Origin of the sequence: Pedobacter sp., from assembly GCF_035566355.1 — a bacterium.
GTDB lineage: Bacteria > Bacteroidota > Bacteroidia > Sphingobacteriales > Sphingobacteriaceae > Pedobacter.
In genome coordinates, this window is the sequence record NZ_DATMRL010000120.1 from 1 (window position 1) to 6,236 (window position 6,236).

At 37.1% G+C, this 6,236-nt stretch carries 7 protein-coding genes and 1 pseudogene; 7 read left to right on the plus strand and 1 reads right to left on the minus strand.

What is annotated here, in order from left to right; genetic code table 11:
• The 7 genes and pseudogenes from VNZ46_RS04650 to VNZ46_RS04680 all read left to right on the plus strand — a co-directional run.
• Window positions 1-496: pseudogene (locus VNZ46_RS04650) on the plus strand (hypothetical protein); the annotation flags it as partial.
• A gap of 21 nt (window positions 497-517) precedes the next feature.
• Window positions 518-1,078 carry an AAA family ATPase gene (locus VNZ46_RS04655; RefSeq protein WP_325558968.1) on the plus strand — a complete coding sequence of 187 codons (561 nt, stop codon included), beginning with the start codon at window positions 518-520 and terminating at the stop codon, window positions 1,076-1,078.
• Window positions 1,079-1,292: 214 nt separating this feature from the next.
• Window positions 1,293-1,631, plus strand: a complete 339-nt coding sequence (locus tag VNZ46_RS04660; RefSeq protein ID WP_325558969.1) for a PadR family transcriptional regulator — start codon at window positions 1,293-1,295, stop codon at window positions 1,629-1,631.
• Complete coding sequence (locus tag VNZ46_RS04665) at window positions 1,628-2,218, plus strand: HAAS signaling domain-containing protein (protein ID WP_325558970.1); 591 nt, start codon at window positions 1,628-1,630, stop codon at window positions 2,216-2,218. Before VNZ46_RS04660 ends, VNZ46_RS04665 begins: the two co-directional genes overlap by 4 nt.
• Before the next feature lie 4 nt (window positions 2,219-2,222).
• Window positions 2,223-3,542: a serine hydrolase domain-containing protein gene (locus tag VNZ46_RS04670; protein ID WP_325558971.1), complete on the plus strand. Its 1,320-nt coding sequence runs from the start codon at window positions 2,223-2,225 to the stop codon at window positions 3,540-3,542.
• A gap of 9 nt (window positions 3,543-3,551) precedes the next feature.
• Complete coding sequence (locus tag VNZ46_RS04675; RefSeq protein ID WP_325558972.1) at window positions 3,552-4,463, plus strand: GlxA family transcriptional regulator; 912 nt, start codon at window positions 3,552-3,554, stop codon at window positions 4,461-4,463.
• Window positions 4,464-4,558: 95 nt separating this feature from the next.
• Window positions 4,559-5,344: a DJ-1/PfpI family protein gene (locus VNZ46_RS04680; RefSeq protein WP_325558973.1), complete on the plus strand. Its 786-nt coding sequence runs from the start codon at window positions 4,559-4,561 to the stop codon at window positions 5,342-5,344.
• Between the two features lie 32 nt (window positions 5,345-5,376).
• Here the strand turns inward: VNZ46_RS04680 and VNZ46_RS04685 are convergent, their stop codons facing one another.
• Window positions 5,377-5,634 carry a hypothetical protein gene (locus tag VNZ46_RS04685; protein ID WP_325558974.1) on the minus strand — a complete coding sequence of 86 codons (258 nt, stop codon included), beginning with the start codon at window positions 5,632-5,634 and terminating at the stop codon, window positions 5,377-5,379.
• Window positions 5,635-6,236: the final 602 nt, after the last annotated feature.

The following is a 6,236-nucleotide window of genomic DNA, read 5'->3' on the forward strand; positions in this document are numbered from 1 at the left end:
ACTAATGTATCACGGAATAGTGGTGAACAATGAAAACGGTATAGGTGCAGAATTTTCCAATGATGATAAAGGCATCACAGAAGATATATGGGAATTTTTCAGCAATGGAACAGGCATGCAGGAACTCTACATTAATCCCCACTTGCTGAACAACAAAACCTGGAATGAATTGGCCAGGGCAATGAAATGGTCAGAACAGCATCAACACGTCCTATCAGATGTGCACTGGGTAGGCGGAGATCCAGCCAAAGAGGAGATTTACGGATTTGCAGCATGGAATAAAAAAGAAGGGATTTTAACCTGGCGAAATCCTTCTTCACAAACCAAACAAATCATTTTTAGCCTTAAAGATGTATTAGAGTTACCTACATCAGAAAGACAAACCTATGCAGTATGGAATGTACTGACTCAGCATCAGGAAGAAAAGATGGCTAGTGATGATAAAATCACGTTAAGCCTGCAGCCATTTGAAGTAAAAATACTGGAGCTGAAATAACTGTAAACCTATATTATATCAATGAAACTCGAAAATGAAAATTTTTATATCATAACTGGTGGTCCTGGAGTTGGAAAAACGACTCTTCTCAATGAACTTCAAAAAGAAGGCCACCAGATTATTCCTGAAGTCGCCAGAGAAATCATTAAACAACAAATGGAAACTAATGGAACAGGTTTGCCATGGAAAGATAAAGAACTATACCTGAAGCTAATGCTCGAAGCTTCTTTAAAAAGCTATATAGAAATACAGAACCAAAATTCTGAATCCCTTTCTTTTTTTGACCGGGGGATTCCAGATTCAGTTTGTTATTCAAAAATCATAGAAAAAGAAATTTCTTTTGAAATCAACAGTATCGCTCAATCCTATCGGTACAACAAAAACGTTTTTATTTTACCCCCATGGCAGGAGATTTATCAAACAGACAGTGAAAGAAAGCAAACCTGGCAGGAAGCAAAAATGACTTACAATATAATGAAGGAGACTTACTTAAGTTATAATTATCAAATCATTGACATCCCAAAGGACTCCATCGAAAACCGGAAAAGATTCGTCCTGGATTTTATAAGAAAAGCTAAATAATTGATAAGTACTTTTAATTCCAGGAAGAACCTTTGATATCCAGGATATAGCCGCGTCAACATTAGGGGGGCATCCTTTCCTACTTATTCTTACTACTTATTTTTAAGTATTGTAAATCAGAAAAAAACATCGTTTTAGAACAAACGTTGTATGGTATAAAATCACAATGCAATAATACATTGTTATACTATGTATTTTGTTATATATTTACAGCATGAATCAGGAGTTTATAAATAAATGGATCTCACAGGTAAAAAAAGGAACGCTCACCTTTATTGTATTGAACATTTTAAAAAATGGGAAGGAATACTATGGTTACGACCTGATTAGTGAAATTAAAAAGAATACGGCCATAGAAATTGCTGAAGGAACATTATATCCATTAATGAACAGACTAAAAGCGGAAAATCTCATCACTTCAAAATGGGTTGAGCAGGATTCAGGAATTCCGAGAAAGTATTATAACATTACCGATGAGGGTGTAGCTACACTTAAATCAATGAATACTTATTGGAACGAACTCAACAACTCCATCTTAAAAATATCCAAATGAACTTAACCAAAATACCATTTACAGATAAATCATCCATACGGATTTACCAGGAATATTTAGACCGGATCCAAAGGGCAACAAAATCCTTATCTAAAGAAGACCAGCTGGAAATTATGATGGAGCTAAACAGTCATATTTATGAAAATTTCAGCCAAAAGAGGTCTGATAATGAAATTGAACAGCTTCTGGACATTCTTCAAAAATTAGGAAGTCCTGAAGAGGTTCTAAAGCCTCTTGTAGCAGATAAAAAATTGACACAGGCTACAAGAACATTCAATCCTATCCATATTTTCAAAGCGCTCATTTTAAATATTGGTAATGGCTTAAGCTATATTATATTCTTTCTCCTCTACCTGTGCCTGTTTGCTTTTATTTTCTTAATTGGTGCAAAGACCTTCATGCCGGATCGCGTTGGCTTATTTTATAAAAAGGGATCAACCTTTATTCTGGGAATGTCATCAAATTATCCAGGTCATGAGATTTTAGGAAACTGGTTTATTCCGGTAATGATCGTCCTCACTATTGTATTGTATCTTCTGCTCACTTTTTTACTCAAGATTAAAAATCGTTTTCACCATAAACACTAAAACTATGTACAAAAACCTGCTTACCTTAATCCCACTTATTTTTTCCCTATCATTTTCATACGCACAAAACATTGACAAATCTAAGTTAGATGCTTATTTCAAAACGCTCGAAGACAACAATAAGTTTATGGGTAGTGTAGCCATTTCACAGAATGGTCAATTGCTTTATACAAAAGCCATTGGATATACTGATATTGAAAATCATACCAAATCTAATAAAGACACTAAATACAGGATTGGTTCCATTTCCAAAACCTTTACAACAGTTCTCATTTTCAAAGCCATTGAAGAAGGTAAACTGACACTCGGAGAGACCATAAACCAGTATTTTCCCAATGTAAAAAACGCCGACAAGATTACCATTGCTCAGCTCCTAAACCACAGAAGTGGAATTCATAATTTTACTGATGATGAAGAATATCAACAATGGAATACAACAAAAAAATCTGAAAAAGAACTTACTGATATTATTATAAAAGGAGGGAGTGATTTTGAACCTGACAGCAAAACCTCCTATAGTAATTCCAACTTTGTACTTTTGTCATTCATTTTACAAAGGATTTATAAACAACCTTATTCTGAAATCCTAAAAGAAAAAATCATAAAACCTCTAAACCTGAAGAACACATTCTATGGTGGAAAAATAAACCTTAAAAACAATGAAAGTAATTCCTATAAATTTGTAAACAGCTGGAACAAAGAACCAGAAACGGATATGTCCGTTCCTATGGGTGCAGGGGCCGTTGTCTCTACTCCTACTGATTTAACCAAATTTGCAGAAGCTTTATTTGGAGGGCAGCTCCTATCAGCTAAAAGCTTAGAACAAATGGAAACGATAAAGGACGGCATTGGAATGGGCCTTTTCAAATTTCCTTTCTATGATAAATGGAGCTATGGACACACTGGTGGGATAGATGGGTTCACTTCAGTTTATTCTTATTTCCCATCTGATAAAACTGCAGTAGCTCTGACTTCAAATGGGTCAAAGTACGATAACAATAAGATTATGATTGCATTGCTAAGCAGCGTCTATAATAAACCATTTGAGATCCCAAATTTTGCTACTATTGAAGTTTCCAGTGAAGAATTGGACCAATATCTGGGCGTATATGCCAGTCAGCAAATCCCTTTAAAACTTACTGTAACCAAAAACGATAAGACTTTAGTCGTACAAGCAACCGGACAATCCGCCTTTCCATTGGAAGCTAGTGAGAAAAACAAGTTCAAGTCTGAACAAATCGGAGTTGCTCTTGAATTTAACCCTGCTCAGAAACAAGTTATATTAAAACAGCACGGCGCTACGTTCACCTTTAATAAAGAATAAATTTGAAGTATGGCAACCAACAGGGTTATATTCCTCATATTCAACAGCGTGCATCTTCTGGATCTGGCAGGCGCAGTTACTGTCTTCTATGAATCCGGCTGCTGTGGGAAGCATTACGATATCCATTATGTATCACCATCCCCAAATCCCCAAACCTCATCCGGTTTGGGGATTACCAATGTTGAGCCGCTACATTCTATCCATGTAGAAAAAGAAGACATTGTTGTCCTGGCCGGGATGGAAATTGCCAAATGGAATAGAGCAGATGACAAACTCTGGATACCCTGGCTGCAAAATGCAGCCGCACAAGGTGCAACAATATGTTCAATCTGTACAGCAGCTTTTGCTCTAGCAGCCTCCGGCCTGTTAGATGGCCAAAACTGCACCACACATTGGGCATGGACAGCAGCCTTACAGAAAGAATACCCCCGTTTAAAAGTCATTGAGAATAAGCTCTTCGTACAAAGCGGCAGAATCTTTACCAGTGCAGGCATTGCAACCGGTATTGATCTGGCACTATATCTGGTTGAAGAGCAACATGGAGTAGCTTTTGCCTGTAGAGTCGCAAAAGATATGGTTGTTTACATCCGCAGAGATGGTATGGAAGTACAAAATAGTATTTACCTGCAAAATAGACAGCACATCAACCATCACATACATCAGGTACAAGATTATATCACAAAACACCTGCAGCATAAATTAACGCTAGAAGAATTGGCAGAACTGATCTTTATCAGCCCACGCAATCTTACACGACTTTTCAAATCGGCTACAGGAGTAACCATTGGTCAATATATCCAGCTTTTAAGGCAAGAAAAGGCAAAACATCTTCTTAAAGCAAAATATAAGCTCGCCTGGATAGCGCAAGAATGCGGTTACAAAAGTAGCGCCCAAGTACGAAAATTACTCAAAGAAGTATAAGAAGAAACCTCGCCTAACAGAATGGCTGGATTGGATACACATATGTCCTGATTTATTCTTTGCAGTCCGTTATTTTTGTTACATATAATCTATTTATGAAAAGGCTATTCCTTCTATTCGTTTTTATTCCTTACCTGGCATTTGCACAAGCCGATGCAGCCAGATACGTATGTCCACCCTGTAACAATGTTTGTGACACGCTGACTTTTCAGCAACCAGGCCAATGTCCACATTGCGGAATGACCTTAATTGCAAAAAATCAACAGGTTCCAAAGGATCAAAAAACAACGATATGTTTTTATCTGTATGATGGTGTAGAAGTACTCGACTTTGCAGGCCCGATGGAGGTTTTTTCCTACGCGGGTTTCAAGGTCATTACCGTAGCAAAAACCAAAGCGCCTCTTCTCTCGCAAGGAATTTTAAAAATTATTCCAGATTATAGCATAAAAGACGCTCCACAAACCGATATTTTTGCTGTATTTGGAGGCTCTGACGATGTAGCGGTTAACGACCCTGAAGTTATTTCATGGATACAATCAAGAGAAAAATTCACCAAAAACTATTTCTCCGTTTGCACAGGAGCATTCATCCTTGGAAAAGCAGGTCTGCTTGACAAACTTACTGTGACCACTTTTCATAAAAGTATAGTAAACCTGCAAAAGGTAGTACCAACAGCCAAAGTACTTAAAGATGTCCGTTATGTAGATAACGGCAGGGTCATTACCACCGCAGGAATCTCTGCTGGCATAGACGGCGCTTTACATCTGGTTTCAAAATTAAGAGGCAAAGAAGTCGCTATCGCTGTGGCAAAGCACATGGAATATGACAAATACATACCTGAACAAGGAATGGATTTAACAACAAACACCTTAAATCACTAATATTATTTAAAGGATGAATAAAAAACTTCGTACTAAACAGACTTCCAAATCTTAAAAGTATTTTCATTGCTTCCGTCCATTGCACGTATGACCAGCAAAATATGCTCTTCTCTTTGGGGATAATGTTTCTCTATGATTTGCTGTATTTGTTGTAACAATCTTCCCAGCTCCTGTTCTAAATCAATATTTCTGACCTTTAAAATGACCTGATTCATTCTAGAAGAAATGGTACATTCATAGGTAAATTCCCTTTTGAGCGCCGCTACTACTTTTGATCTTAGTTTTTTCATTGAATTCTGATTAGGGTATATCATTAACATTTTTTAGGGAGTAAATATTCATGTTAACGCCTGGATAATTTTAATGTTGTACAAAGTAATGTCATTATTACAATTGACAAGTACTTGCCGATCTATCCAGATAATTATACCGTGATCATTGATTTGGGGCTATGATGATGCCATCCCTTATTTGTCGACTGCATTACGATGCTTGGATACTGGCTGAACCTCAGCTTTCGTTCCCTGATTACACTTGCCAAGCAAGGTCCATATCAACACAAAAATAATAACAGTAGACAAACAACCTCCGCCCAATTTCTTTGCACCCCAGGCTGCGATAATTCCCCTAAAAAAATCATTCATAATTTATTTTTTACAGCTTAACAATCACTATTTAAAATAGTTTTAACAGATCGGGCAAACCTAGAGGATCATTCCGCAATATCAGGCACTAACTTTGCTACAATTCCTAATAATTATTCTGATTTACATTGGATGCCATTCTCAAAATCAAGTCGTTTTAGGCTCCACCCCATTGGTCTGAAATTATATTGTGCTCTGAACGCCATTTGCCCAAGCGCATTCTCTGTCTTACCTTTTACGCGTGCCCA

Bases quoted from the DNA above. Each gene is read 5' to 3' on its own strand.
- VNZ46_RS04655 (WP_325558968.1), top strand. From the start codon at position 518: ATGAAACTCGAAAATGAAAATTTTTATATCATAACTGGTGGTCCTGGA.
- VNZ46_RS04660 (WP_325558969.1), top strand. From the start codon at position 1,293: ATGAATCAGGAGTTTATAAATAAATGGATCTCACAGGTAAAAAAAGGA.
- VNZ46_RS04665 (WP_325558970.1), top strand. From the start codon at position 1,628: ATGAACTTAACCAAAATACCATTTACAGATAAATCATCCATACGGATT.
- VNZ46_RS04670 (WP_325558971.1), top strand. From the start codon at position 2,223: ATGTACAAAAACCTGCTTACCTTAATCCCACTTATTTTTTCCCTATCA.
- VNZ46_RS04675 (WP_325558972.1), top strand. From the start codon at position 3,552: ATGGCAACCAACAGGGTTATATTCCTCATATTCAACAGCGTGCATCTT.
- VNZ46_RS04680 (WP_325558973.1), top strand. From the start codon at position 4,559: ATGAAAAGGCTATTCCTTCTATTCGTTTTTATTCCTTACCTGGCATTT.
- VNZ46_RS04685 (WP_325558974.1), bottom strand. From the start codon at position 5,634: ATGAAAAAACTAAGATCAAAAGTAGTAGCGGCGCTCAAAAGGGAATTT.